Origin of the sequence: Anatilimnocola aquadivae (assembly GCF_049819085.1) — a bacterium.
In the GTDB taxonomy this organism is placed as follows: Bacteria; Planctomycetota; Planctomycetia; order Pirellulales; family Pirellulaceae; genus Anatilimnocola.
Genome location: NZ_CP187419.1, coordinates 6,435,428 through 6,457,667, shown reverse-complemented (window position 1 = coordinate 6,457,667; position 22,240 = coordinate 6,435,428). Strand labels below are relative to the sequence as shown.

The 22,240-nt window shown below is 58.6% G+C and carries 22 protein-coding genes and 1 pseudogene; 17 read left to right on the top strand and 6 right to left on the bottom strand.

Features of this window, described 5'->3' with window-relative positions; all coding sequences use genetic code 11:
* Positions 1-178: 178 nt before the first annotated feature.
* Together pheT and NA78x_RS25390 are read left to right on the top strand one after the other, a co-directional pair.
* A complete protein-coding gene (pheT, locus tag NA78x_RS25395; protein WP_425615182.1) occupies positions 179-2,203 on the top strand; it encodes a phenylalanine--tRNA ligase subunit beta in 2,025 nt (674 codons plus the stop codon).
* A gap of 198 nt (positions 2,204-2,401) precedes the next feature.
* Positions 2,402-3,406 (top strand): 3-oxoacyl-ACP synthase III family protein, encoded by a 1,005-nt coding sequence (locus NA78x_RS25390; protein ID WP_425615181.1) that lies wholly within the window; start codon positions 2,402-2,404, stop codon positions 3,404-3,406.
* A gap of 166 nt (positions 3,407-3,572) precedes the next feature.
* Here the strand turns inward: NA78x_RS25390 and NA78x_RS25385 are convergent, their stop codons facing one another.
* Positions 3,573-5,039, bottom strand: a complete 1,467-nt coding sequence (locus NA78x_RS25385; RefSeq protein ID WP_425615180.1) for a hypothetical protein — start codon at positions 5,037-5,039, stop codon at positions 3,573-3,575.
* 560 nt (positions 5,040-5,599) lie between these two features.
* Here NA78x_RS25385 and NA78x_RS25380 point away from each other — a divergent pair.
* Positions 5,600-6,268 carry an RraA family protein gene (locus NA78x_RS25380; protein WP_425615179.1) on the top strand — a complete coding sequence of 223 codons (669 nt, stop codon included), beginning with the start codon at positions 5,600-5,602 and terminating at the stop codon, positions 6,266-6,268.
* Positions 6,269-6,649: 381 nt separating this feature from the next.
* On the opposite strand, the gene NA78x_RS25375 is transcribed toward NA78x_RS25380, so the two are convergent.
* Positions 6,650-7,327 (bottom strand): hypothetical protein, encoded by a 678-nt coding sequence (locus tag NA78x_RS25375; protein WP_425615178.1) that lies wholly within the window; start codon positions 7,325-7,327, stop codon positions 6,650-6,652.
* A 205-nt stretch (positions 7,328-7,532) separates the two neighbouring features.
* Here NA78x_RS25375 and NA78x_RS25370 point away from each other — a divergent pair, with 205 nt between their 5' ends.
* On the top strand, positions 7,533-8,246 hold the full coding sequence (locus NA78x_RS25370) for a hypothetical protein (protein WP_425615177.1): 714 nt from the start codon (positions 7,533-7,535) through the stop codon (positions 8,244-8,246).
* 15 nt (positions 8,247-8,261) lie between these two features.
* Here the strand turns inward: NA78x_RS25370 and kaiC are convergent, their stop codons facing one another.
* From kaiC to NA78x_RS25350, 4 genes are all read right to left on the bottom strand, one after another.
* Positions 8,262-9,773, bottom strand: a complete 1,512-nt coding sequence (kaiC, locus tag NA78x_RS25365) for a circadian clock protein KaiC (RefSeq protein ID WP_425615176.1) — start codon at positions 9,771-9,773, stop codon at positions 8,262-8,264.
* 41 nt (positions 9,774-9,814) lie between these two features.
* Positions 9,815-10,126 (bottom strand): circadian clock KaiB family protein, encoded by a 312-nt coding sequence (locus tag NA78x_RS25360; protein WP_425615175.1) that lies wholly within the window; start codon positions 10,124-10,126, stop codon positions 9,815-9,817.
* Positions 10,127-10,150: 24 nt separating this feature from the next.
* The gene (locus tag NA78x_RS25355) at positions 10,151-11,683 is read right to left on the bottom strand and encodes an ATP-binding protein (RefSeq protein ID WP_425615174.1); all 1,533 of its coding nucleotides are present in this window, start codon (positions 11,681-11,683) and stop codon (positions 10,151-10,153) included.
* Positions 11,684-12,633: 950 nt separating this feature from the next.
* Positions 12,634-14,790 carry a CARDB domain-containing protein gene (locus tag NA78x_RS25350; RefSeq protein WP_425615173.1) on the bottom strand — a complete coding sequence of 719 codons (2,157 nt, stop codon included), beginning with the start codon at positions 14,788-14,790 and terminating at the stop codon, positions 12,634-12,636.
* 380 nt (positions 14,791-15,170) lie between these two features.
* Between NA78x_RS25350 and NA78x_RS25345 the strand changes: the two genes are divergently transcribed.
* From NA78x_RS25345 to rpsQ, 13 genes and pseudogenes are all read left to right on the top strand, one after another.
* On the top strand, positions 15,171-15,689 hold the full coding sequence (locus NA78x_RS25345) for a hypothetical protein (protein ID WP_425615172.1): 519 nt from the start codon (positions 15,171-15,173) through the stop codon (positions 15,687-15,689).
* A 66-nt stretch (positions 15,690-15,755) separates the two neighbouring features.
* Entirely contained in the window at positions 15,756-16,184 is a 429-nt protein-coding gene (locus NA78x_RS25340; protein ID WP_425615171.1) for a universal stress protein, read from the top strand.
* 370 nt (positions 16,185-16,554) lie between these two features.
* Positions 16,555-16,878: a 30S ribosomal protein S10 gene (rpsJ, locus tag NA78x_RS25335; protein WP_145096007.1), complete on the top strand. Its 324-nt coding sequence runs from the start codon at positions 16,555-16,557 to the stop codon at positions 16,876-16,878.
* A gap of 192 nt (positions 16,879-17,070) precedes the next feature.
* Entirely contained in the window at positions 17,071-17,736 is a 666-nt protein-coding gene (rplC, locus tag NA78x_RS25330) for a 50S ribosomal protein L3 (protein ID WP_425619478.1), read from the top strand.
* A gap of 75 nt (positions 17,737-17,811) precedes the next feature.
* Positions 17,812-18,456 (top strand): 50S ribosomal protein L4, encoded by a 645-nt coding sequence (rplD, locus tag NA78x_RS25325; RefSeq protein ID WP_425615170.1) that lies wholly within the window; start codon positions 17,812-17,814, stop codon positions 18,454-18,456.
* Between the two features lie 62 nt (positions 18,457-18,518).
* Positions 18,519-18,836 (top strand): 50S ribosomal protein L23, encoded by a 318-nt coding sequence (gene rplW / locus NA78x_RS25320; RefSeq protein WP_425615169.1) that lies wholly within the window; start codon positions 18,519-18,521, stop codon positions 18,834-18,836.
* A gap of 72 nt (positions 18,837-18,908) precedes the next feature.
* Positions 18,909-19,766, top strand: coding sequence for a 50S ribosomal protein L2 (rplB, locus tag NA78x_RS25315; RefSeq protein ID WP_425615168.1), 858 nt, complete (start codon positions 18,909-18,911; stop codon positions 19,764-19,766).
* Between the two features lie 54 nt (positions 19,767-19,820).
* Complete coding sequence (gene rpsS, locus NA78x_RS25310; protein ID WP_425615167.1) at positions 19,821-20,099, top strand: 30S ribosomal protein S19; 279 nt, start codon at positions 19,821-19,823, stop codon at positions 20,097-20,099.
* 49 nt (positions 20,100-20,148) lie between these two features.
* Positions 20,149-20,505: a 50S ribosomal protein L22 gene (rplV, locus tag NA78x_RS25305; protein ID WP_425615166.1), complete on the top strand. Its 357-nt coding sequence runs from the start codon at positions 20,149-20,151 to the stop codon at positions 20,503-20,505.
* Positions 20,506-20,565: 60 nt separating this feature from the next.
* Positions 20,566-21,276 carry a 30S ribosomal protein S3 gene (rpsC, locus tag NA78x_RS25300; RefSeq protein ID WP_425615165.1) on the top strand — a complete coding sequence of 237 codons (711 nt, stop codon included), beginning with the start codon at positions 20,566-20,568 and terminating at the stop codon, positions 21,274-21,276.
* Positions 21,215-21,631 carry a 50S ribosomal protein L16 gene (gene rplP / locus NA78x_RS25295; RefSeq protein WP_425615164.1) on the top strand — a complete coding sequence of 139 codons (417 nt, stop codon included), beginning with the start codon at positions 21,215-21,217 and terminating at the stop codon, positions 21,629-21,631. Before rpsC ends, rplP begins: the two co-directional genes overlap by 62 nt.
* Positions 21,632-21,678: 47 nt before the next feature.
* On the top strand, positions 21,679-21,879 hold the full coding sequence (gene rpmC, locus NA78x_RS25290; protein ID WP_425615163.1) for a 50S ribosomal protein L29: 201 nt from the start codon (positions 21,679-21,681) through the stop codon (positions 21,877-21,879).
* Positions 21,880-21,970: 91 nt separating this feature from the next.
* Positions 21,971-22,216, top strand: a pseudogene (rpsQ, locus tag NA78x_RS25285) (30S ribosomal protein S17); the annotation flags it as partial.
* Between the last annotated feature and the right edge of the window lie 24 nt (positions 22,217-22,240).

Sequence of the window (22,240 nt, the reverse complement as noted above, 5' to 3'; positions counted from 1 at the left end):
GACTGGGAATTGGGAGCTAGGGGCTGGGGGCAATTCGCTCTTACTCCCTCTCCTCGGTACTCCGGGGAGAGGGTAGGGGTGAGGGGCCTGACTTGCGATTCGATACGGTCCTTCCACTTGGTGGGCCCCACCCTTCAACCAACACGAACACTCGATCGTCACGACGGAAATTTGACTCATGCTTGTCTCTTGGAAATGGCTGCAAGAATACGTCACGCTCACGGTCTCGCCTGCGGAACTCACGCAGCGACTGATGATGGCGGGGCTGAATCACGAATCGACCGAACCAGCAGCAGGCGTCCCCGGTGACTTCTGCATCGACCTCGAAGTCACCAGCAATCGGCCCGATTGCCTCGGGCACATCGGCGTCGCGCGCGAAGCGGCCGTGTTGCTCGGCCAGCAATTGAAAGTGCCGCAGCCAGCACCCAAGTCCGCTGGCGAGCCGATTGAGAAATCGGTCAAGATTCAGATCGACGCGCCGGAACTTTGCCCGCGCTATTCGGCCCGCCTGATTCGCGGCGTCAAGGTGAAGCCAAGCCCCGCCTGGCTCGTCGAGCGACTGCAGACCATCGGCCAGCCGGCGATCAACAATGTCGTCGACGTGACCAACTACGTGCTGATGGAATGTGGCCAGCCGCTGCATGCCTTCGACTTTCGCAAACTGGCCGGTGGCCAAATCATCGTTCGCCGCGCTAATCACGAAGAGCAGTTCCCCGCCATCGATCACAAGACCTACACGCTCGGCAGCGAGATGTGCGTCATCGCCGATGCTGCGCGGCCCGTGGCTCTGGCCGGTGTGATGGGCGGTGGAGAAACAGAAGTCGGGCCCGACACAGTCGATGTGCTGATCGAGTCCGCTCAGTTCGCTCCTTTGGCCGTCCGTGGTGCTTCGCGCAAGTTGAAATTGGCCAGCGACTCTTCGTACCGGTTCGAGCGCGGCACCGATCCCGCCGGCGTCGATTGGGCCAGCCTGCGAGCCTGCGAATTGATCCTGCAACTTGCCGGCGGCGAACTCGCTCCCGGTGTCATCGATCTCGGGCCGAAGGTTCCCGCGCCCCAGCCCATCGTGCTGCGACTGTCGCAGTTGAAGCGGATTCTCGGCATCGAGATTCCGGCGGCGGAAGTGCAGCGCATTCTGGCGGCACTCGGTTGTGCCATCAGCAGCGTGAATGCCACTTCGCTGACTGCGACCGCTCCGACCTGGCGGCGAGATCTCACCCGCGAGATCGACCTGATCGAAGAGGCCGCCCGTATTCACGGCTACGACAAGATTCCCGAAGACATCGGCGTGCCGATGGCTCCCTCGCACAAGAGCGACCACGACCGCGTGCTGCAGAAGGTGCGGCACGTGATGACCGCTGCGGGCTTCGACGAAGCACTCACCACGAGCGTCGTCAGCGAAGCCTGGTCGAACGCCTTCAGTCCCTGGACGCATGCTGCTTCGCTCGTCTGCAATCAGCCGATGCTCAAGGGTGCCGATCGCTTGCGTCGCAGCATCGTCCCCAGCCTGCTCGAATCGCGCCGCCTGAACGAATCGCTGGGCTGCGATACCAGCCAGTTGTTCGAAACGGCCCGCATCTATCTGCCGTTGCAAAACAGCTTGCCGCATGAGCAATGGTCGCTGGCCGCCGTCAGCGGGCAGGACTACCTGTCGCTCAAGGGTGTCGTCGAAAGCGTGCTCGCCCGGGTGAATCCCGCATTGCATCTCGAAGTGGTCGACTATCGCCACCCGCTGTTGCTCGCCGATCAAGCCAGCGAACTGCGACTCGCCGGTCAGCGGTTCGGGTATCTCGGCAAGTTGTCCCCCGCCGGCTTGAAGCAATTCGGCCTGCGGCGCGAGGCCACCATCGTCGAGTTCGACCTGGCCGCGCTGGTGCCGCTGGCAGTGCTCACTCCTCAGTATCAACCGCAAATCTCCTTCCCGGCGATCGCTCGCGATTTGAACCTGGTCGTCGACGAACCCCTCCGCTGGTCCCAGTTGGCCGCCACGGTCAAGGCAGCGGCCGGCGAACGCTTGCAAGGCATCTCGTACCTCGATACCTATCGCGATGCCGAGAAAGACGGCACCGGCAAAAAGCGGCTCCTGTTCTCGGTTCAGCTGCGATCTGCCGAGCGCACCCTGACCGGCGAAGAGGCCGATGGCATCATCCAGCGAATCGTCACCAGCTGTCAGGAAATGCACGGGGCCAAGCTGCTGGGATAGTCTGCCGGCAAGCAGTCTGCCAGCATGCATTTGCTGTCTGACGGGTGCGTTGACTACCTTCCTCCAATTGACCCAACTCGCTATCCCCGTTAAGGTTGAGCGATTGGCCTGCGGGCAGAATTCGCTCCCGCAGATCCCAGACGGAAGCGGTGGCAGAAGTGGCACGCGGCGGAAAACTGGCGAAGGAAACCTGAGAACGTGAAGTACGCAGCGGTAGGTCCTATCGCCATCCATCTGCCGGAACGGGTGGAGACGAATGCTCAGTTGAAGGCGGCCTATCCCGGCTGGGATATGGATACGATCTTCGAGAAAACCGGCATCGCCGCCCGGCACATCGCAGCGCCCGATGAATGTGCCTCCGATCTGGCCGTGAAGGCTTGCCAGAAGCTGTTCGCTGAGCACAACATCGATCCCCAGAGCATCGACTTCGTGCTGCTCTGCACGCAAACGCCCGACTATCCGCTGCCGACCACGGCCTGCCTGGTGCAAGATCGGCTCGGCCTGCGAACCAACATTGGCGCGCTCGATTTCAATCTTGGTTGCTCCGGCTTCGTGTATGGCTTGTCGCTCGCCGACGGCCTGATTCGCAGCGGCTCGATCAAGCGCGTGCTGCTCATCACTGCCGAGACCTACAGCAAGTACATCCACGAAGGCGATCGCAGCCTGCGCACCATTTTTGGTGATGCCGCCGCAGCGACCCTCGTCGAAGCCGCCAGCGAACCTTCGCTAACCGCATTTCAGTTTGGTACCGACGGCACCGGTGCCGACACGCTGCTGGTGACGCGCGGCGGCAATCGTCCGCAGTCGGATTGCATCAAGCCTCGCCATCGTCAGCGGTGGGAGAGCGCGCTCTACATGGACGGCCCCAGTTTGATCAACTTCACGGTCAGCGCTGTGCCACAATTGGTCGACGACATTCTGCAAGCCGCAAACCTCACCGAGCCCGCCATCGACCTATATCTGTTTCATCAAGCCACTCGCAAAATGCTCGACCAACTGCGAGAACGCCTCAGCATCGCTGAAGAGCGGATGCCGATGGCTCTCGAGCAATGCGGCAATACCGTCTCGTCAACCTTGCCCATTCTCATCGACTCGCTGCGCCAAAAAGGCAAGCTCACCCGCAACATGCGCAACATGCTCATCGGCTTCGGCGTCGGCTGGTCCTGGGCCGGCTGCGTCTGGCAAGACCGCTGGCGCGCTTAGTTCGAAGTTCGAAGCCAGTTACTTTCCCCGTCTTCACTCCCTCGCCCCCGCCCCTGCGGAGGGGGTTTATTGGCTTTTGCACTACCGCCCGGCAACATCGCCCGACCCGCTCGCGAGCTCTCCCTATCCTCAAACTACGAACTACAAACTTCGAACTACTCCGCACTCAGAACGATTCTTCCACGGTCTGCACGGGAAACTTACTCGGTGGCGGCTCAATCCAGTTCGTTGGCACCAGCCGGCGAAAGCCTTCTGCCTCCTGCACCAGCCTCCCCCGGGCATCCACGCTGAACGCCGAGCCCGGCTTCGGCGTGTAGTTCTCCGGCGCTGAAGGATGCCGCTCCGTCGTAAACGCCGGCGCCGTCGACCGCAGGAACTCAATCGTCGGGCAGGAAGAAGAGGGGGAGTGTGGAAGAGCGGGAGAGGGGGAGATTGTCGCATCCGACCGCTCCTGCCCTCGACCTTCTCCCATCCGCCCCCGTCTTTCCTCTACCCGCCCCCGGGCCTGCCCCGGGGGTTCATTGGCTTTTGCACTACCGCCCGTCAACATCTCGCTGCCTGCTCGCCAACTTTCCTGCCCCTCATTCTGCAATCTGCCTTCTTCCCTCTGCATTTCCTTGATAACTTTTTCGTCGATAATTTCCGCGATAACCACGTCGTCGCTATCTTCTACTGCATCAACGCCTTCGCACGATTTAATATCCGTTATTTCCGGTGTTTTTCCGCCGTCGGTGATAACCGTTTGATAACCATTTTCGCAGGCACTGAATTCGTCCATTCGCCCCTCCTGTTCCTTCCGCCCCCGGGCCTGCCCCGGGGGTTCAACGGCTTTTGCACTACCGCGCGTCAACATCGCGTCGCCCGCTCGCAAGCTCTCCTGCGAACCCAGCCCGCTCTCCCAGCGGTCGCCCCGCACCCCAACCCTCTCCCCTGAGTACAGAGGAGAGGGAGCCAATGCGGCAGCAGCAGCAACTCCTCGTAGCTTCCCCTCATTCTGCATTCTGCGTTCTTCCTTCTGCCTTTCCTTCTCCCTTTCCTTCGCCTCCCACTTCTCCACCTCCGGCAGCGCCGCGTCGATCCACCGCCGCTGCTCCGCCATCCGCTCGTCGTAGGTCATCTCCGGCTCTTCCGGAAGCCGATTCTTCGTCTCGAAGTCAACCGTTCCATCAAGTTTGATCCCCTCAAACTTCAGCATCTTTTCGCTCATGCGAATCGCATCGTTGAGAAACCGCGGATTGCCATCGCGGGTCTTCGTCATCGTTTCCTTCATCAATTCGCCCTTGAAGTCCCGAATCTTGGCCGAATTCTGCGGCTTTTGCGACTCCCGCCACTTTTCGCACATCTGCGAGTAACCCATATCCAGCCGACGCTTGTGCTGCCGCGTCAGCATGTGCAAGCGCTGAATCCGCCCTTGCTCGCTCTTGTGTTCCGTCTCGCGATTGGTCGTCAGTTCCGGCTCACCTTCCCAGCGCTGCAGCTTGTGAAAAATCTTGCTCACCGCAGGCTGCGAAAGACCAAACTCCGCCGCCACCATCCGCTGCGAGACCCCATGCGTCGAGCATCGCTCGTAGATCTCCAGATCCCTCGGCTTCGGCGCACGAAAGATGCTCTGTGACTTCTTTTTCTTGCTCATGTTTCGAACTCCGGGTGCGGGAAAGACGGGGAGAGGGGGAGAGGGGGAGACAAATGCCCGCCTTCGTACCCGTATTTTTCTGGTTAACCGAGCCGCTCCCCGCCTTTCCTCCCTCTCCTCGGTACTCCGGGGAGAGGGTCGGGGTGAGGGGCTGAACTTTGTAACAACTCTGCCCGTAACTAGCGCCCCAACTTCCATTCAACGGCCGGCAGCGGCTCGGTTAACCAAGAACACCTGCCTTCTCACCCTCCCACTACAACGAAAGTACTAGCCAACTGCGCACGACATAGTACGCACATAATCACCAATATCTCGCCCGGGTGATTCATTCGCAAGTACTTTTTCAAAAATTCTTCCCTCAACGGCCGCTCACCAATAGCTGAGGTTTGCTGCTACCCAGCCCCTCTCCCCGGAGTACCGAGGCGAGGGAGTAAGAGCCTCCTCCGAGTCCCAGCCCCTAGTTCCTAGTCCCGAGTCCCCAGATTGATTCCCCTCCTTCGGCACCTTACCCTTGTCTGCATCCCACCCTCGCTATTTACCCGCCTGCGGAGTTTTGTCTTATGTCTGCTGCCCAAGATCAGCCTATTTCGCTCGACCAGATGCGGCAGGTGTTTTACTCGGCGGTGGTGTGCGACGCGCTCGATGCGCTGGGCTATCCGCATCAATCGCCGCGCGTGCAGCTGAAGCCGCTGACGACCGCGGGCGTGCTGATTGGCCGTTGCAAGACGACCCTCTGGGCCGATATGGCGCATCGCGATCCGCAGCCTTACGAGTTGGAATTGCAGGCAGTCGATAGTTGCCAGAGCGACGACATCATCATTGCCGCTGCCGGCGGTTCGATGCGCTCGGGCCTGTGGGGCGAATTGCTCTCGACGGCTGCTCGCCGCACCGGTTGTGTCGGCGCGATTGTCGATGGCGCGGTGCGCGACGTGAACAAGATGACCGCGATGGGTTTTCCGATTTGGGCGCGTGGTACGTGCCTGTACGACAGCAAGGACCGGAATCGCGTGGTGGATGTGGATGTGCCGGTCGAAATTGACGGCGTGCGGTTTTCGCCCGGCGATCTGGTGGTCGCCGATATCGATGGCATCGTCGTCGTGCCGCGGGCCGTCGAGGAACAGGTCGTACGCCATGCCTGGAATAAAGTGCACGACGAAAACATCGTTCGCCAAGCCATTGCCGACGGCATGACCGCGACCGCCGCGTTTCAGAAGTACGGCGTGCTGTAGCAATCAACCAACGCTCTCTGGCACAAGGTGCCAGCACTAAACTTGTCGCATTGGAGCCGTGATTCTGCACTAGGCTGGTCGAGTAAGGCGGCAACTCGTCCCGAAGGGACGCTGAACGGCTTGATTGCAGCACGCCGTTGTTCTGCGAGCGACGTTTCCGTCGTCCCTGCCGGGACGGAGGAATTCTATTGTTACCGTTTCCAGGGGGTACGCTTCGTTCGCTAACGCGACCGGCGCTTCACCCCTGGCTACATTCAGCGTCCCTACGGGACGAATATCAAAATGAACATTGACCGATCATGAGTGCTTCGCCCTCAACGACACAAACTCGATAGGGTTCGAGTATAGGTTGCTTTGCTGGCGGCATTTTGTCCTCTCAGCTTACGATCGCCGCACGACGCCCGGAGCGCCCACGGGTCCGCTGGTGCTCCAGTCGGGCAAGCCCGTGAGGAAGTCGACCGACGCGCCATCGAGCCAGGCGACGTTGCCGACCATGCGATTGCAGGTGAGCAGATTCACCGAGCCTGCAATCGCCATATAGATCAATCCACCAATGCCGGTGAACATGCCGAGCAGCATCGGCATCGCTGCCAGGTTCGACAATTCCTGTTGCGAAGGGTCGATCAGCATGACCGCCACCAGCGAGAGGACAAACATGGCAGCGCCGGCCAAGACGATCATCAAACTAATGCGGAAGTGCTTTTTCTTGGACTGCAAATAGTAGTCACTTACCGGCAACGTCATTTCGAGCTTGCGGCCGTATAGTGCGTGGCCAATCGCAATGCCCACAAGTCCTCCCACCAGCATCCAGATGACGGCATTATTCAGGTGCTTCACGGTCAACGGCTTGGGGACCAATTCATCGGTACGCCCGGTCTTGATACAGCGCGCCGGAAACGAAAACCCCGGGAACACCACCACCAGTCGCTTGCCGTCGCGATACGTGTTCCCTGCCGACAAGCCGGGCTGCGGCGCTACTTGGGCCTCGTAAATCGTGGGCGACGCATATGGATTCGAAAGTGCGTCAGCGGTCGGTTTCGCGAAGAAGTTGTCAGCCATGAAATCGCCCGCAGGTGAGAGGATCAAGCCAGATATTGCCGCTAAATGATAGCCAACGGCCACTTTCGCACAAAATACTTTTCTTCTGACCTTCATCTGAATAAGCTAGAAGGTAGGACTCGCCACGAGACTTACTCTTCTCCCTCGGGCGAATGTTCGTGCCTGCTTCCCGCCCTGTGCCTGCCACTTTGAGTTGTGCAACACCATGGTCGACAGCAATCAACCCGCGCGCAATCGCGCGATCGCAATCCTGACAGAAGCTCGCGAGATTCTGGCCGCTCGTTTAACCGAGCGAGTGCTCGACTCGGCCGAAGAAATTCTGAACGACGCTCGCGGCGAATCGTACATGAACGATATCGACGCCGTGTACGAGCAAGTCGGCGTGAAGCTCTCGCACATCACGCAGATGCTCGGCAACTTGCCCGCGGAGGAAGTGCAGCCGCAAACGAATCAGTTCCGGACCGATGATTTTGGTTCTCAGGACTATCCGGTCGTTGCCGAAGAGACCATCAGCCACGACATGGTGGCGGCCAATCCTCGCCCGGCACTCGTCGGACCGATGTACGTATCGGCACCCGCGCTGCCGGCCCCCAAGGTCGACTCGGCCTACCCCGAGGAAGAAGCTTCGTTCCAACGGTTTGTGCTGCAGGTGCAATCGAGCGATGTCCGGGCGGCGGGACGCACGCTGGCCAGTTTGTTTGCCATCTCCGAAAGCCGCGCGCTGTTGTGTGCCGCCACGTTTGCCGAACGCTGGCGGCGCGATCCAGAGTTCATCACTCGCGCGATGCAGCTGCGCACCGAAGTGACCAGCGGTTCGTATAACGGCGCACTCGTATTGTTGTTCGAGTGCTTCGGTTTGACCGGCATCGAATCCATCGGCGTGTTGCAGGCCCTGCAAAATCGCGTCGACGAATCGTAAACTTTGCGGGCCTGGTTACGATCGATCCCGATCCTCATCGGTATCGCGCGAGAAGACCGAGCCCGACGAGGCAATCCCTAGCAATGCTGTTGGGACGTGCACAAAGGGCTGGCCGATCACGAGGCCTTGGTCGGTGATGCTGAACTCGTGAAATTGCTTGTCGTGCTGCGAGCCACGCATCTTGATGATGATGGCACCCCGGCTGAGCGCTCCGGCTTTCTCGACATACCGCAGCAGCACGATGGCGTCGGTGATGGTCGAAATGTGGGCATCGGTGATCGAGTCGCCGCCGGATAGGCTGGGCGAAGAACTGGTAAACAAGCTGCAGATTTGGTGCTGCTTGACGAAGCCCGTGAGGCCGATCACGAATTCGCGAAAGTTCCGCACGTTGCCGACCCGTTCGAGTGCCGAGATGCTGTCGAGCACCAGGCGCGTTGGGCGGAACTGTTCAATCTCGCGCTCGATCGAAAACAAGTGACCTTCGAGCCCCTGGGCCTCGGGGTATTGGCACACAATCTTGAGCAGTCCTTGCCGCTCCCACTCTTGAAAATCCATGCCCCACGACAGGGCATTGCGCATCAATTGCGGTCGCGACTCTTCGTAACCCAAGAGCAGCACTCGTTCGCCGCGGCTGCAGGCCTCAGCGGCGAAGGTGGTTCCCATCAAGGTTTTGCCGCTGCCGGTGGGCCCGCTGATGAGAATCACGGAGTCTTGAAACAGACCGCCGCCGGCCATTTCATCCAGCTTGGAACTGCCGAAGCTGACTCGCTCGGCCGACGAGGCCTGCGTAAGCTCTGCCGCCGACAACGGCAGGATGCAAAAGCCTTGCGATTCGATGGTAAAAGGAAACTCGTCTTTGTGGTGGCGATCGCCGCGCAGTTTGTAAATTTGCACCGTGCGGCGGACCTTCTCGTCGAGCAATTGGTGACGCAGCACGACCACGCAGTCGGAGACAAACTCTTCGATCCCAAATCGCGTAATCGAGCCGTACTCTTCGAGTCGTTCGGCCGTCATCAGCGAGGTCACGCCCATCTCTTGCAGCTGATCTGTCAGTCGTAGAATCTCGCGGCGCAAGATGCCCGGATTGGCGAACTGATAAAAGAGAGCGCCCAGTGAATCGAGAATGACAAACTTCGCTCCCAACTCCTGCACGGCATCGGCGATTTGCGTGATGATGCCCGACAGGTCATAGTTGCCGGCCTCTTCGACAATCGAGCGGTCCATCGAAGCATCGAGAATGATCAGCTGTTGATTGCGGACGAGCGTGGAGAGGTTCCACTTCAGCTGTTGCACGTTGCGAATGATGTCGGTCGGCTTTTCTTCGAACGTCACGAACACAGCTTTTTGTTCGAACTGGGTGATGGCGCGGAACAGCAACTCGGTCGCAAACAGTGTTTTGCCAGAGCCCGACGTGCCGACCAGCAGCGTCGTACGACCTTCCACCAGGCCACCCAGGCTGATGTGTTCGAAGCCGCGAATACCGGTGGGGACTCTGCGCAGGGGTTCAACGTCAAGGAAATCAATCATGCTCTCTCCGATTTATGGGGACGAGTTATTGGGCGAAAGGGTTATTGGGCGAAAGGGGGCGGGAGATCCGTTTTGCCGCCCAGGTTCAATAACCCCAGCTGCGAAACAACTTTGAGCTCTTCGGAAAGGTCACCCAGGATTTTCAGGACTGGGAGGGGACTTTCGCGGACAAGCATCGGCGTGGCAACGACGCGCTGCTCGCGTGCGCGGCGCGGCTCTTGGACGATATCGACCAGGGTCAGTTGGCACTGGCCAGGAATTCGTTGACGGACGTAGCGATCGAAATTCGCGAGCGCCCGCGCAGCGAGATCGGCGCTGCCGGCCACGTAGAGTGTGAATGAGTATTGCTCCATAAATAGTATCCTTGTGGCAGGTCGCTACGGCTGCGTAGTCGTCCCACCGGGGGCGCGCTGGGCAAGTAATTCTTGCTGGAATTTGAAGAGGAGTTCGCGCAGGCGCGGGAACTCAACTGGCTTCACGAGATGTCCATGAAAGCCGGCCGCACGCGCAGTTTGCGCGTCGTCTTCGGTGCCGTAGCCTGTAATGGCAATCAAGCGGCACTTGTCTGATCCACACACATTTTGAATTCGCTTGGCTACTTCGTAGCCGTTGAGTTCGGGCAGGCCGATATCGATGAAGGCAATCTGGGGCTGTTCTCGCAAGATGAGCGCCAGCCCTTCGGGCCCGGTGGCCGCCTCGAGCACGCGGTGGCCATCGGCTTGCAACAGCAGGGCGAGCATTCGCCGGCCATCGTCGCTGTCTTCGACGAGCGCGATACTGAGCGGGGGCTCTTGCTGCTCGGGTTCCGCAGTTTCCGCCAGACGCTGCGGCGGTTGCGCGAGAAGCGGCAGGTGAACGACAAACGTTACGCCCTGCGTTCCTTGGTTGGCCTGCACCTCGATCGAGCCTTTGTGCAGTTCGACAAAGGTGCGGGCCAGCATCAGGCCGATGCCCATGCCCCCTTCGCTGCGATCGAGCGTTTGCTGCATTTGTACGAAGGGTTCGAAGATGGTCGCCATCAGCTCCTGGGGTATGCCCGGGCCGTTGTCTTGCACGCGAATCTCGACTTCGCCGTCTCGCACGATGGCCTGCAATTTCAGCTCACCGCCCGTCGCCGTAAATTTGGTGGCATTGGTCAACAGATTCACAAAGATCTGTTCGAGCCGCGTGGTATCGCCCCACACCCATAGCTCGTGCGAGGGCAGGTCGATCTCTAGCGAATGATCGCGCCGCGTGATGGCTGGCAAGACGGCTTCCACGGCATCGCGCAGCACTTGCAGCAGTTCGACTCGCTCTTGCATCAACACGAGTTTGCCGCGGGTGATGCGCGAGATATCGAGCAGGTCGTCGAGAATGCGGGTGAGATGCTTGAATTGACGCTCCAACACCGAGCCGGCATCGCGGCGCGCGTTGTTCGACAGATCGTCGAACGTCAGTAGCTGAGAGGCATTTTGAATGGCCGCGAGCGGATTGCGCAGTTCGTGCGAGAGCATCGCCAGGAACTCGTCGCGGCGGCGAACTTCGTCGCGCGCTTCGGAAAGGTGTCGATGCTGCGTGGTGATGTCGCGCAGCCTGAGGACGAGCGTCCCTTCTGGCCCGGCAGCGAGCGGCTCGATGCGCAGTTCGACCAGGCGAACCTGATCATCGCGCGAGATCACATTGATGGACGTAGGAAACTCAGCCGGCGCGAGCGGCAGGCCAAACATCTCGCCGACCAGTTCGCGGCGGCCGTGCCCGAGGAGAAACTCGGCGGCTGGATTGGAATAGCCAATCACGCCGGTCGGGTATAGGACCAGCACCCCTTCTTCCGCTTCGGCAATGATTGCCTGAAAGCACTGCTCGACCGTTGATGTGGTATTGCCGTTGGCGCGCTGGCCATCGACACGAAGTGTGCCGGTTCCATCCGTCATATTGCCCCATCCAACCGAAGACGTTCGATCCCTACGAAAACGAAAACGCCAACAACGAGCATGGTGGTGCTGAGAGTGGCTTCGGGAACGGATCAAAGCAGGCGGGCGATGGATGGGGTCCGATCGGCGCCTTGTTCCGAGACTTTTTCAGCGGCTGCGTTGGCGTCACGTGATGACACGTGTTTCCGCCGTTTTAGCATGGCACCGCCGCAATGCAAGCGCTTGGCTTGAGAATCGGTTGCGGAATGCGAGGCCAACCGACTTGCGCTTTTGTCGCCGGCTTGGCCAGTTTTGGTGTGCAGAAGGGTGCCAAGAAAAGTGAGCGGCCTCCAACCGCTGAGTGTTGGAGGCCGCTCGATAACATTCTCTGGAATCGTGCCAACGAGACCCGCTTTGATCGGATGTTGGCTCTTCCAGAGAACTAGAAGGCAGCAGTCGGCCCCATAACGGGCATCACTTGTTGCAGATGAACTGCGTGCATGAGCCCATGCTCGACCGCCTCCTTCGTTCGCATCAGATAAACGCAAATGCAGGACGCCAAAACCGCCGCTAACGAGACGCCATCACTCGTGCCAAGTAAAGTGCTTGACAATAGTTAGGTCATTTCGGCAGAGAGTAGTTTTGGTGAAATCTGAATAAGCAATCAGCGTGCCAAAATCGCTTTGGCACCGATGCTGCTAGGGCCTGCTCGCGCCCAAAAACGAAGCGGTATTTCGCAGTTCAGCCAGCGGAAGAAAATCGGCCCGTCGTGCGGCCCGTGAAATCGCCGCAGATTTCCACCAGATTGGTTGGTTGCTGGTGAGTCAGACTGTGTGAGCCTCGCCCAGCCCCGCTAGCAATTGTCGAAAGCACCCCAAGAAACGAACAAGGGCCCACAGTGAGGGCCCTTGTTGCTGGCAATCTTTCGGAAGAGTTTCGCTAAGCGAATCTTCTTCCGCAATTCACAAAATTTATCGTTGCAGTGTGCCATCAGCGGCGGGCAGCACGCGGGGCTTGGTTGCCGTGCGAGCAGCGGCCGCAGCGGCACCGGCGCGAGAGTCGGCAAAGAACCGCGTGGTACCTTCCGAGACCAGACGAGTGTCGTTGTCGGTGCTGACCACTTCGACGCGGAAGCGATGGGCCCCTACTTTGTCAGCTCGTGCCTTGACGTGGACCACTACTTGTTCGCCGGCACCTAGCTCAGGCAGCGAATCGAACAACACCTGGCCTGGCACCACACGACCTTCGGCGCCCGCCAAAGCCATCGGTTCGAGACCTTCTGAGAATTGCATTACGACTTTCACACCCTTCGCGGCTTGCGTGCCACGATTCATCAGCTGCACTTCGTAGGTAACTTCCTCGCCCACGGGAGCAGGCCCAGCGGGATCGTTCACCGCAAGCTTCAGCTGCGAAACGGCCTCGACGGTGGTTTCGGCTTCGTGGCTGGCACCGACGGTGCGAGAACCTTGAGCTTGTGCGACAAAGCGATGATTACCGGCGGCATTCAATTGGCAACGCACGTCATAGGTGCGTTCGGTTTCGGCAGGCAGCAAGCCAGCTTTCCACTTCAGTACATTGCCGGCGAAGGTCGCACCATCGATGCCACCCAGGTACTTGGCACCGGTGGGCAGCGTGGCAGAGACCGTCAGGTCATCGGCGGCGGCGTTACCACGATTCGAGATCGTGACCGCGTAGATGGCTTCGGCACCCGCGAACTTGAGAGGTGGCCCTTCGACAACCAGCTCGATGATGGCTTGCTTTACGACGATTCGTCCCGCCGCTTCGGCTCGCAGGTTCCCGTCGGCGGTGGCGCTCAGTTTGAGATCCATCGCGTTCTGCTGGTTCGCAGCAACCTTTACGGTCACTTCGCGAGTCTTGCCAGCAGGGACAGTGCCCACTTCAATTTGCTGTGGAGCATTCACGCCCGCGATCAGTTGCACCACAACACCATCGGCATCGCCGGTGCCGGGATTGCTAACCGTGATCGTGAACGGCTTCTCTTCACCAAAGGTCATATCGCTGGGGCCAGCGAGCGACAGTTCAATCTGAGGCTGACGAACCGCAATCGCGGCCTTCAGCGTCGTTGGCTTGCAGCTCCAATCGGCGGTCAGTTCGAAGGGCTGGCCTTCTTGAGCGACGAGTTGCAGACGCAAGGTCTCTTGCGAATGGGCTTTGACGCGGGGCAAGCTCCAAACCATGCGGGTCGAGCCATTGGCATCGGCCTGAGCATGAGCTTCACCCGAAGTCGACTCGCCCGATTCCACAGCGATCCAAGCGGGCAGGTTCAAGCGCAGCTGAACCTCGTCCGCCGGCGCATCACCTTCGTTGACTAGGTTCACCACATAGCGAGCAGGCTTGCCCACCATCAGGGCTTGAGGACCAGCGACTTCGGCACGCAACCGCGGACCATTGGCAACAACCACGAGATCGCTGCTGATCGAACCTTGGGCGGCACGGGGCGATGGTGTACGCGGGCGAGTGACCGTTTCGGGATCGTAAACGCGGCGTGACGAGTTGCTTGGATTCGTATTGGTAGCAGGCAGTTGAGCGGGTTCTCGCGGCATGATGGGGGCCGCTGCTTCGCCGACGACTGGACCAGCGGGGCGCTTGAGCACCGAGCGACCCGTGGTTTGATCGGACGGGCTGGGCTCATCGCTGATGCTTTGCGAGACGAACTGCTGCGGTTCTTCGCTGGCCATCGGAATGGGCTGCGGTGCAGGCTGTCCGGGTCGACGAAGCACACTGCGCGTGGGGAGCGGTCCGGGTTGTTGAGCAATCTCTGGCGTGGCAGCAGCATCGTCGCTGATGGTCGTCGGCAGCGGACGTGGCTCTTCGTAGGCAGGTTCAGTTCCCGCCGGCGTGAAAGCCTGCAACTGGGCGGGCTGGCCGTTGCTTGGTTGCCGACGATTAGCGCGGCCAAACACCGCTTGCTGTGTGTTTTCGCCCTGTTCGTCCACCTGCATCGCTACGGGCATCGCGTCCGCAGTGGTGTTGGCGGGCAAGAAGGCTGGCGCAGCGGGCGGCCGAGCTTCGAGCGGGCGCCAATTTCCGTCTTGGGCGCGAACAATCGCCACAACACAGATAGCAGTCAACAGTAGGGCAGATACCCAAGTTGCCTTGCGAGGCATCGCCAATCCCCTTCTACGGAACGAAAGAATGTCTTGTCGCCGTAGGTATCGGCTGCGCGGGTCGTAGCGGTTTAGTCGACTTTGACGACTGGCTCCGATTCGGCTGAATAGGTCGACTTTTCCGGCTGGCCTCACTGGCAATGCTAGCGTTTGGCCATCGAACGGCCCCTCTTTCCGGCTTGCCAGATTCGCGCGCTATCGCACACCGACGACGGCAGCGGGTGTGCACCACAGCACACTTCATCTCGATCCTTCCGCTCCGAACCGTGCATTTCAGGCGTTTATTCCAAATCTCGCGCACTGGAACTGCCTTTGCAATTAACGCCCAACGTCGCGGCCACTTGGTCGCCTGCAGTCACCCGCTTCCAAAGGAAATCAATATGTCCCGGCTACTATCGAAACTGATGGGCTGCCTTGTGCTGGCAGCGGCGATGTTGCCAGCAGCGGACCTATTCGCTCAAGCCAAGGCGAAACCGCGAATCATGGACGAGAACGAACCGGCAATCTCGAAGTTCATGCGCGCGAAACTCGAGCACTCGCAAAAGCTGATCGAGTCGCTGGCTCTGGAAGACTATGAAAAGATGGCCAAGAGTGCCCAGGAAATGAGCCTGCTCACCCGGGCCGAACAATGGCAATTGCTGCAAACGCCCGATTATCTGTACGAAAGCGATTCGTTTCGCCGCGCGGCTGATGAACTGACCGAAGCGGCCAAGGCCAAGAATCTCGACCGTGCTGCCCTGGCTTACGTCGACATGACGCTGAAGTGTGTCAAGTGTCACAAGCTGGTTCGACACACGAAAATGGCCGCCTTGCCAGCGAATTCGCGACTTCCACTCGAAGCGCTCGTGGCACCCGATGTTCGCGTGAGCAAAAAGCCGATGCCTGCCGAAATGCCTTAACCGCTTTGAAATGCCGGCGTTCATCGCTTACGATGCGGCCAACCTCTCTGCGAAGGATGCGATTCCATGGCCTGGTTCCCGAAGCAACGCGTGATTGTCCCCATCGATTTCTCGACGGAATCGTTTGCAGCGCTCGATGTGGGGCTGCAAATCGTCGAGCGGCCCAACCAGGTCTCGATCATTCACGTGATCCAAGACCTGACTCCCCTCGAAGCGGGCGAAGTTTGGGGCGTGGTCGACCCCACGGCTCGTATCGAAAGTGCTCGGCGGGCCCTGCGAGAACGACTCACTGCTGAAAAGTACAGCGACATCCATTTAGAAGTCGTGTTGGGTGACCCGGCCGAAGCGATCGCCGAATACGCCCAGCAAAATGCGGCAGAGCTCGTTGTCATTCCCTCGCACGGTCGCCGCGGCTTGACTCGCCTGCTCATGGGCTCGACGGCCGAGCGCGTCGTCCGCTTGGCCCACTGCCCCGTATTAGTGCTGCGGCAATAAAGTAGGCTGGAACAAGCGGTACTTCGCGCTGTTCCGGCATGATGCTCTCAACTTACTACCTCATCGCCAGCACACTCACCGCAGAGCCCGCAATCAGGCCAATTTTACGTTTGCCTCCGAACGCTAAATCCGCAAACCGGCCTTCCGCCGCCGAGATCGAACCAGATTCTTCCCGGGATTTGTGATTTTTCCCAGCGGACCCAATTGACTGCTTTGCTGTCTCTTTGCTAACCTTAGTCGCTTCCCAATTGGTCGACCCCGACCAAAGTGAAGTTAACAGCGTGCACAGTCGATCATTGCGTGATCGGTTCGAACCGCGGACTTTGGAGTCGAGCTCAATCTGGGCCCGGCTCATTAGGAGATAGCCTCAGTGGCTGGTCAGAAAGAAGTAATTCGCATTCGCATGGAAGCTTACGACCACGCGATCTTGGACCAAAGTGCCCAAGAGATCGTGGATACGGCTAAGCGCACCCACAGCGAAGTGCATGGTCCGATTCCATTGCCAACGCGCGTCGAGCGTTACACGGTCCTCTCGGGCCCAACGATCGATAAGAAAGCTCGTCAGCAATACGAAATTCGGACGCACAAGCGTTTGATTGACATTGTGCAGGCAACTGCCAAGACCATCGAGGCGCTCAATAAGCTGAGCTTGCCCGCTGGTGTCGATATCAAAATCAAGGCCACGACTCGCTAGTTCGAGTTGGCCACTGCAGGTTGTGTTGGTTGAAGTGTAGTTTCAAAACCTAGCCGCGAGCCGTTTTATATTGACGGGAAGCCGTCCGGGTAAAGCAGGGCTCTGAAAACTTCAGGGCTGTTGTGTTCTCGGCAGGCAACGGACCATAGGAATATCGCGATGACCAAGGGAATACTCGGCCGCAAGGTCGGGATGACGCAAATATTTGATGAGAGCGGGGCCTGCTTGCCCGTTACGGTTGTTCTCGCTGGCCCTTGTCGCGTGCTCCAGGTTCGTACCCAGGATCGCGATGGCTATGAAGCTGTGCAGTTGGGCTTTCTCGATAAGCCTCGCCGGCTCGCCAGTCGCAGTGAAAGCGGCCATGTTGCCGATATCGGCAGCCGTCGTTCGAAAAAGTCAAAGGCAGCTGGCGTTGAAGCCCCTGCTAAAGCCGGTTGTGAGCCGCAACGCTTCGTTCGCGAATTGCGTGGTGCTCCCGGTGCTCTTGCTGTTGGCAATACGATTGACGTTGCCTCGCTTGAGGGTGTGAAGGCCGTCGACGTTACCGGCTTCACTAAGGGTCGTGGTTTCACCGGTGCCATGAAGCGATGGAACTTCGCTGGTCAGCGTGCTACGCACGGTGTCAAGAAGGTTCATCGTCACATGGGTGGTACGGGTGCTCTGGCTGCGAACCGCGGTGGCGGTCGTATGAAGAAGGGCAAGAAGATGCCTGGCCGCTACGGCAACGAACAAGTGACGATCCGCAACATGCGGCTCGTGAAGCTGGACAAAGAAAAGAACTTGCTTCTGATCAATGGTGCTGTTCCTGGTCCGCCTGGAGCGTATCTGATTATTCGCGAGACAAACAAGGTTGGTTAGTCTCGCCTACTGCCTGTGAGGGCATTCGCGGCAAGTTCACTATTCACGCAGCAGTCAAGATCGTTGGAAATAATCATGGTAAGTCTTCCGGTGTATGATCGAGCAGGCAAGGAGGTCGGTAAGTATGAGATCGACCCCGCGCAAATCGCTCCGTCCATCAATAAGCAATTGCTGCACGATGTGGTGGTGATGTACCAGGCTTCGCGCCGCATGGGTACCCACAAGACCAAGACCCGCAGCGAAGTTCGTGGTACGACCAAGAAGATGTACCGCCAAAAAGGTACAGGCAACGCTCGTGCGGGCTCGAAGCAAGCCGCTCAGCGTCGCGGTGGTGGTCACGTGTTCGCTCTGCGAAATCGCGACTACTCGTATCGCTTGCCGAAGAAGGCCATTCAGTCAGCCACCCGCATGGCGATTGCCACCAAGTTGCAATCGCAAGATGTGATCGTGCTCGACGAGTTGTCGCTCTCGGCTCCTAAGACAAAAGACGTAGCGAATCTGCTGAAAGCTCTGCAGTTGCAGGGTGTGTCGCTGATGCTCGCTACTGAAAAGCTGGATCCGATGGTTTACAAGAGTGCTCGCAATATCGACCGGGTTACGGTGGCTCCTGTGGCCGACCTGAACGCCCTGTCGGTGTTGGTGCCAAAGAAACTCGTGGTTACGCGAGCCGCTTTGGATCTGATTCGCGATCGGGCCAAGAAGCCTGCTAAGCCTGCTTAGTTTGCTGTGAGTGGTTGGTCGTGTTGCCGGGTGAGTTGTCAGAGATTGTGGAAGGTTAACAGATGAGCACCGAAGCCAATACCGAATATTCGCCGGCTAACCTGCCCAGCTACCAGGTCATCGTCCGTCCGCTGGTTACCGAAAAGGGCATGCACCGCTCGACACGCTACAACCAGTATGCGTTCGAAGTGAACTCGCAGGCCAGCAAGGAAGACGTGAAGCGGGCCGTCGAAGAATTGTTCAATGTCAAGGTCGAGAAGGTTCGCACGCAGAATCGCTTGGGTAAGGCTCGCCGCCACAAGTTCAAGGCTGGCTCCACCAAGGGTTGGAAGAAGGCGCTTGTCACGCTCAACGAAGAGCATCGCATCGACTTCTTCTAAGGTTTGCACAAACTCCGATTAGCAAGGTTTGCTGCTCCAACTTGGGCAGGCGTGTTAGGAATAAGGTCAGTCATGGGTATCAGACAATACAAGCCGGTAACTGCAGGACGCCGCGGCGCGAGCGTTAGCGACTTCGCTGAATTGACGCCTGGCGCCAAGCCGGAAAAGTCGTTGCTTCGTCCGAAGCAAAAGACTGGCGGCCGCAATAACCAAGGCCGTATCACCGCCCGTCACCGTGGTGGTGGTCACAAGCAAAAATATCGCGTCGTCGACTTTCACCGCAACAAAGATGGTGTGCCGGCTAAGGTCGATTCGATTCAGTACGACCCCAATCGCAATTGCCGTATTGCGTTGCTGCATTACGCCGACGGTGAAAAGCGATACATTATCGCTCCCGACGGTCTGCAAGCCGGTCAAATGGTTGAGAATGGCCCCGATGCCACTCCGACTGTTGGCAACTGCTTGCCGCTGACTCGTATTCCGCTCAGCACGCAGATCCACAATATCGAGTTCCTGCCAGGTACCGGCGCCAAGATGTGCCGCGCAGCCGGCATGAGTGCGGTACTGATGGCCCGCGATGGTGACTGGGCTCAAATTTCGCTGCCCAGCGGTGAAATTCGCAAGGTGCCAGTTACCTGCCGCGCCACGGTCGGCATGGTGGGCAACTCGGAACAAATGAATGTCGTGATCGGTAAGGCTGGTCGCAATCGCTGGAAGGGTATTCGCCCGACTGTCCGCGGTACTGCGATGAACCCGATCGATCACCCGCACGGTGGTGGTGAAGGTCGTACCAAGGGTGGTCGTCACCCCGTCAGCCCAGAAGGCAAGTTGGCCAAGGGTGGTTCGACTCGTAAGCGTCGTAAGCCATCGAACTCGGCCATCGTTCGTCGTCGCAAGTCGCGTCGCTACGGTCAGCTGAAGTTGAAATAGTTGTTGACGTTGGTTCGGGGTCGCTACCAGTTTGTTACTTAGTGAGAGTTGTTCATGAGCCGTTCCAGCAAAAAGGGGCCGTACGTCGACCCCAACGTGTACAAGAAGGTGCAAGCTCAGTTGGGCGGCGGTTCGAAGGAACCGATCAAGACGTGGGCTCGCGCCTGCACGATCGTTCCTGAGTTTGTCGGCTTGACCTTCATGGTTCATAACGGCAAGGCTCACCTGAAGGTGTTCGTGTCGGAAGAAATGGTCGGCCATCGGTTGGGTGAGTTCGCTCCCACGCGAACATTCAAAGGACACGGCGGTAAGACCAAGAAGGAAGCGAAGTAGTTCGCCGCTCTGCGTGAGCTGGCAGGACGATTTCCTTAAGGGATTCAACATGGCATACAAGGCAACTCATCGCTTCAGCCGGATTAGCGCCCGCAAGGTGCGTCCGCTCGCCACGATGATTCGTGGCAAGTTCGCTGATGAAGCGCTCGACATTTTGAAGTTTCAACCGGACCGTGGTGCTCGGCTGCTCGAGAAGGTGCTGAAGAGCGCGCTCGGTAATGCTCAGGACCCCGATCAGAATCCGGGCAAGACGGTTCGCGTAGAACAATTGGTGGTGACTGACGCTCGGGTCGATGGTGGCCCGATGTTTAAGCGGATTCGCCCCGTGTCGCGCGGCATGGCCTACATGATCAAGCGGCGTTCGGCTCACATTTCTGTCGCACTTGAGGAGATCTCCGAGTTGTAAGAGAAGCTCTGTTGGCAACAGCAGTACTTCGCTCACCGCTTGAGTGACTAAGGGATATTTATGGGTCAAAAAGTGAATCCGATCGCCTTCCGCGTCGGGATCATGATCGGCTGGAAGAGTCGTTGGTACGCTTCGAAGAAGGAGTTCTCTGCACTCCTGCTCGAAGACTCCAAGATTCGCAAGTTCATCAAGAACCATCCTCGCCGCGAATACAAAAGCGCCGGTATCGACCGCATCGAAGTCGAACGGACACGTGACGAAGTCAAGGTCGTCCTGCACGTTGCTCGTCCAGGTTTGATCATTGGCAAGAAGGGGCAGGAGGTTGAGATTCTGCAGGAAGAACTGCAAAACCTCACCGGCCGCCGCGTCAATTTGAAGATTGAAGAAATTGCTCGTCCGGAAATTATGGCTCAGTTGATTGCTGAGGAAATCGCTCAGCAATTAGCCAAGCGGGCCAGTTTTCGCCGGACCATTAAGCGAGCGATCGAATCCGTGATGGATTCGGGTGCTCGTGGTGTGAAGATCCAGCTGGCCGGCCGACTTGGCGGGGCAGAAATGGCGCGGTGCGAAAAGGCTTCGGCCGGTTCGCTGCCGCTCAGCACGTTGCGAGCAAAGATCGATTACGGCTTTACCGAGGCCGCCACTGCCCAGGGCAACATCGGCGTACAGGTCTGGGTGAATCAAGGAATGCACGAGGGAGACGCGACAAATGGCCCTGATGCCCAAGCGAGTGAAGCACCGAAAAAGCCAAAGAGGACGTATAAAAGGTAAGGCCACTCGTGGCAACCGCGTCGTATTTGGTGATTACGGTTTGCAGGCAACCATGGGTGGCTGGATCAAGGCTACCACGATTGAGTCCGGTCGTATTGCTGCCCAGCAATACATCCGCGGCGAAGGTCGGCTGTATATCCGCATCTTCCCGCACAAGTCGGTGACCTCTCGTCCGCTCGAAACCCGCATGGGTAAGGGTAAGGGCGAACCGGATCACTGGGTTGCTGTGGTGAAGGAAGGAACTGTGTTGTTCGAGTTGGCTGGTGTGACTGAGGCACAAGCGAAGCTGTGCTTTGCACGCCTGGCTCACAAGATGCCGATTCCGGTCCGCATGGTTCGCCGCCGTCCAGCTTAGTGCTGGTGAGTTTAGTACAACGAATCGTCGATTTGAGGATTGCTGGGATGAAAGCTGCGGAACTGCGACAGATGAGCGATGAGCAATTGCGGCTCACCATCGAAGAGACCGAAAAGAGCTTGTTCAAGCTGCGCATGCAAGCTTCGACCGAGCGTTTGGACGTTCCTAGCGAACTCCGTCACCAACGCCGGCTGATTGCCCGCGTCAAGACGGTGCAAACACAGCGACTGTCGGCTGCTGCCAAGTAGTACGACCTTTGCGACATTTCAGCAATGTCGGATTTTAAAGACACGGATTTTGAAACACGCAGATAGTTAGAGCAGACGGAATTGGTGGAATATGCCTAAGCGATTGTTGATCGGCACGGTCACGCGAGATAAGTCTCCGACCACGCGTCGCGTGGAAGTGGCTCGCCTCGTTAAGCACGAAGTGTATGGCAAGACGATGCGTCGTCGGACCATTTGCTACGCTCACGACGCCGCCGGCATTTCCCACAACGGCGACACGGTAGAGATTGAAGAATCTCGCCCACTGTCGAAGCTGAAGCGTTGGGTGCTCACGCGAGTTGTCAGCCAGGCAACGGCCTCGGCGAACGCTCCGAAAGTTGAT

Coding starts and splice junctions, on each gene's coding strand:
- pheT (WP_425615182.1), top strand. CDS start 179: ATGCTTGTCTCTTGGAAATGGCTGCAAGAATACGTCACGCTCACGGTC.
- NA78x_RS25385 (WP_425615180.1), bottom strand. CDS start 5,039: ATGAGCAAGAAAAAGAAGTCACAGAGCATCTTTCGTGCGCCGAAGCCG.
- NA78x_RS25380 (WP_425615179.1), top strand. CDS start 5,600: ATGTCTGCTGCCCAAGATCAGCCTATTTCGCTCGACCAGATGCGGCAG.
- NA78x_RS25375 (WP_425615178.1), bottom strand. CDS start 7,327: ATGGCTGACAACTTCTTCGCGAAACCGACCGCTGACGCACTTTCGAAT.
- NA78x_RS25370 (WP_425615177.1), top strand. CDS start 7,533: ATGGTCGACAGCAATCAACCCGCGCGCAATCGCGCGATCGCAATCCTG.
- kaiC (WP_425615176.1), bottom strand. CDS start 9,773: ATGATTGATTTCCTTGACGTTGAACCCCTGCGCAGAGTCCCCACCGGT.
- NA78x_RS25360 (WP_425615175.1), bottom strand. CDS start 10,126: ATGGAGCAATACTCATTCACACTCTACGTGGCCGGCAGCGCCGATCTC.
- NA78x_RS25355 (WP_425615174.1), bottom strand. CDS start 11,683: ATGACGGATGGAACCGGCACACTTCGTGTCGATGGCCAGCGCGCCAAC.
- NA78x_RS25350 (WP_425615173.1), bottom strand. CDS start 14,790: ATGCCTCGCAAGGCAACTTGGGTATCTGCCCTACTGTTGACTGCTATC.
- NA78x_RS25345 (WP_425615172.1), top strand. CDS start 15,171: ATGTCCCGGCTACTATCGAAACTGATGGGCTGCCTTGTGCTGGCAGCG.
- NA78x_RS25340 (WP_425615171.1), top strand. CDS start 15,756: ATGGCCTGGTTCCCGAAGCAACGCGTGATTGTCCCCATCGATTTCTCG.
- rplC (WP_425619478.1), top strand. CDS start 17,071: ATGACGCAAATATTTGATGAGAGCGGGGCCTGCTTGCCCGTTACGGTT.
- rplD (WP_425615170.1), top strand. CDS start 17,812: ATGGTAAGTCTTCCGGTGTATGATCGAGCAGGCAAGGAGGTCGGTAAG.
- rplW (WP_425615169.1), top strand. CDS start 18,519: ATGAGCACCGAAGCCAATACCGAATATTCGCCGGCTAACCTGCCCAGC.
- rplB (WP_425615168.1), top strand. CDS start 18,909: ATGGGTATCAGACAATACAAGCCGGTAACTGCAGGACGCCGCGGCGCG.
- rpsS (WP_425615167.1), top strand. CDS start 19,821: ATGAGCCGTTCCAGCAAAAAGGGGCCGTACGTCGACCCCAACGTGTAC.
- rplV (WP_425615166.1), top strand. CDS start 20,149: ATGGCATACAAGGCAACTCATCGCTTCAGCCGGATTAGCGCCCGCAAG.
- rpsC (WP_425615165.1), top strand. CDS start 20,566: ATGGGTCAAAAAGTGAATCCGATCGCCTTCCGCGTCGGGATCATGATC.
- rplP (WP_425615164.1), top strand. CDS start 21,215: ATGGCCCTGATGCCCAAGCGAGTGAAGCACCGAAAAAGCCAAAGAGGA.
- rpmC (WP_425615163.1), top strand. CDS start 21,679: ATGAAAGCTGCGGAACTGCGACAGATGAGCGATGAGCAATTGCGGCTC.